Source organism: Clostridium tarantellae (assembly GCF_009295725.1).
GTDB classification, from domain to species: Bacteria; Bacillota; Clostridia; order Clostridiales; family Clostridiaceae; genus Sarcina; species Sarcina tarantellae.
In genome coordinates, this window is sequence record NZ_WHJC01000343.1 from 1 (window position 1) to 3,295 (window position 3,295).

Below are 3,295 nucleotides of genomic sequence, written 5' to 3' on the forward strand. Positions count from 1 at the left end.
ATATGAAATATATTTTACACATAACCCTATATAGTCTTTTTTTCATAAACATTGAAAATAAATTTTCTTTGCAAGTTACTTTAGGTATTTTAATGAAAATTATTAATAAATTTATTAATATTGCAATTTCCTTCATTAAAAATAAGTTTTAATGACACCTTTTAGAAAACGTTTAATTTAAACATAAAAATAAATTTATTTAATATTTTTCTTCTTCATTAGCTTTAACAACAGCTTTTGTTGCTGAATTTGAAACTTTTATTGCTATGTAGCAAATGGCCATTGCTATTGCTACTACTCCAGATAATCCAAGTATTATAATAGATGTACTACTCATAAAAATCCCTCCAATTAATTTATTTTATTTTAAATTATGTTCAAGCTTTATACATTATATTCAATAAATATTTTAAAAGTATTTTAAAATTTTTTATTTCTTCTTAACATTAAAACAGTTGGACAACAGCCTACTATAGTAATAGCATAAAGTACTACCATCATAAGGGTTCTATAATTATTATAATTAGCTATAGCACTAATAATAAAAAAAATACTTTGTAATAATAATAATTTCTTTGTTGTTTTTATGTATAATTTTTTATTATGACTTTTAATAAACTTATTATTTTTCCAAATAAAAATTTTAGTATTATTAGAAAAATATAAAATTAATGATATGAAAGCTCCTATTAAAAGAACTATATTAAAAAACATTTTATATGAACTCCTTTCAAATAAATTAATAGCATTAAAACTTTATTTTTTCTTTACTGAATAACTATAAATAAGTATAAGTAATACACTAACTAAAGTATACATAGGTATAAAAATCTCTTCTAAATTCTTACTTATGTTCTTTGCTAATGATGTTTGCATTAAAATAGCAGGAATTATTATAAATAAAATAATTAAGTACTTATAAACTCCTTTTATTTCTATATAATTTATAAAAATCAATATTCCAAATATAGTAAAACATATAATACGGATTATATTATATACAGTCATTATATAACAAATTTTCCCCTTTCTATTATATGTATTATTTTAATAAATGATATCATATTTATTGTTTTATGTATCATAATTGTCTTGAAATGCTATTTTTTTGACTTAAAGTTATTACTAGATTATTGAAATTTATTAACTATATGATAAATAAAGATTTTTATTTAATAATTAAGTTTAAACTTTTTAATTTTGTCTATAATATAAGTATAATCCCCTACTCCCCATTTAAAAATCTTACTGTTAATGTTATAAATATTAACAGTAAGATTTTTTTAAATTTATAATTAAATTTTTTTATTATTAGGGAACCTTTTAATATAGCTGTACGTCTAATTAAGTGAAAAAAGATTTTATAATATAGCTATATTAAAATTTTAGGAGGATTATATGAACACTACAAATGTGTTTCATATAGGTTTTTTTAGAAATAAATATAAAAATAAACCTATAGAAAAAAGAAAAAGTAATATAACATTAGCCATTGAAGGAGATAAAGAAGCTTTTAATATTTTAATACAAGAAAATTTAAATGCTTTATATATTGTGGCAAGAGGAATTTTAAATAATGAATATGATATAGAAGATGCTTTTCAAAATACTATAATAAATGCTTATGAGCATATTACATCTTTAAAACATGAAAAGTATTTTAAAACTTGGCTAACAAGAATTATGATTAATGAATGTAATAACATAATAAGAAAAAATAGTAAAATTCTTTATATGGAAGACTCTAGAATAAAAGAAAAATATTATGAAAATAATATTAAAAATCTAGATTTAATGGAAGCAATAAATGCATTAAATAATGATTTGAAAATAACCACCTGGTTATTTTATTTTAAAGATATGTCTATTGAAGAAATTAGTGATACTTTAGGTATTGCTAAAGGAACAGTAAAATCTAGGTTAAGTAGAGCCAGACAAAAGCTTTATACCATAATGAAGGGAGAAAATTAGATTTATGAATAAATTTGATGATAATAAATTTAATAATGAATTAAAGGAAAAAGCAAAGAATTTTTCTATAGAAGTGCCAGAAAGTTTAAAGGTTAATGTTTTAAATACACTAGAAAATTTACCAGAAAGAAAGAAGAAAAGAAAAAAATCTATAAAAGCAGCAGGATTTACAGCCTTAGTTATAGCTAGTTTTATAGGCTTTAATGGAGTTATGCCTGTTTATGCAGAAAAATTACCTCTAATAGGGCCAACCTTTAAAAGTATAAATTCTGCTTTAGGTGTTGGAGAAAAATATGTGGCTGGTTCTAAGAATGTAAATTTAGTACAAACATATGATGATACTTCTATTACAATTAAAAATATGTATTATGATGGTGTAGAATTTGCTATAGCCTATGAAATAAAATCTGATAAGGGCTTTAAAGATAAACCAGTATTATTTCCTTTAATAAAAAAAGGCTTTAAATATTTAGAATATGACAATGAACTTCATAAAGGAGAATTTATAGATAAAAATACTTATGTAGGATTAGCATCTTATGTATTTGATGAAAGAGATTCTTTTGATAAAGGAAATATTAACTTAATAATTAATGACATTTATGGAGAGTGGGTAGGATATTCTCCAGAAAAATTCAAATTTAACTTACATCTAGATTCTAAAAACATGGGTAAAAAAATATATAAACTAAATAATGAATTTACTTATGATGATAATAACTTTAAATTTATAAATGTTATTTCAAGTCCTTTTAACACTATTATAAATTCAGAGTTTGATGTAAATAATATTAAAATAAAAAATAATAAAGATAAGTCTGTTGCAAAGTATGAGTTAACATTTAAAGTTATAGATGATAAAGGAATGCCTTTAGATTTTAAAACAGGTTCAAGTAGTTCTAAAGAAGCATTGATTGGTAGTACTAATAAAGGATTAAGCTCTTGGAGATTTTCAGGAGTAAAGGAAGATACTAAGTCTATTACTATTATTCCAATACTTTATAAAATGCAGTCTGAAATAAATAATGATGAAAATCTTATATTAAAAAAATTAAATAATCATGGAGAAACCCAAATAAAATTAAATAATAATGAAGAATATCTAATAAAAAATATAGATTTTAAAGAAGACAAAACCCTAGTTAATGTTAACGTAAAAAAATATCTTTATACATTAAACTCACCAGATATTTCATTTAGAGATGAAAATAAAAATGAAATAGATATTGAAGATACCACTTTTAATGGAATAGATGATGGTTATAACTTCACATTAACTTTACCTAAATTAGACGAAAATAAAACTTATTACATTCCTATATAT

Annotated in this window: 5 protein-coding genes; 2 read left to right on the forward strand and 3 right to left on the reverse strand. The window is 21.3% G+C overall.

Translation table 11 applies throughout. The annotated features are described in order from the left end of the window. Window positions 1-199 precede the first annotated feature (199 nt). From GBZ86_RS17375 to GBZ86_RS14100, 3 genes are all read right to left on the reverse strand, one after another. Entirely contained in the window at window positions 200-337 is a 138-nt protein-coding gene (locus GBZ86_RS17375) for a hypothetical protein (RefSeq protein ID WP_170272274.1), read from the reverse strand. A gap of 83 nt (window positions 338-420) precedes the next feature. Continuing rightward, on the reverse strand, window positions 421-714 hold the full coding sequence (locus GBZ86_RS14095; protein ID WP_152891707.1) for a hypothetical protein: 294 nt from the start codon (window positions 712-714) through the stop codon (window positions 421-423). A 42-nt stretch (window positions 715-756) separates the two neighbouring features. Next, the gene (locus GBZ86_RS14100) at window positions 757-1,008 is read right to left on the reverse strand and encodes a hypothetical protein (RefSeq protein WP_152891709.1); all 252 of its coding nucleotides are present in this window, start codon (window positions 1,006-1,008) and stop codon (window positions 757-759) included. A gap of 390 nt (window positions 1,009-1,398) precedes the next feature. On the opposite strand from GBZ86_RS14100, the gene GBZ86_RS14105 reads away from it, so the two are divergent. Beyond that, complete coding sequence (locus GBZ86_RS14105; protein ID WP_152891711.1) at window positions 1,399-1,971, forward strand: RNA polymerase sigma factor; 573 nt, start codon at window positions 1,399-1,401, stop codon at window positions 1,969-1,971. Window positions 1,972-1,975: 4 nt separating this feature from the next. After that, a partial coding sequence (locus GBZ86_RS14110; protein ID WP_152891713.1) for a DUF4179 domain-containing protein occupies window positions 1,976-3,295 on the forward strand: 1,320 nt, incomplete at its 3' end.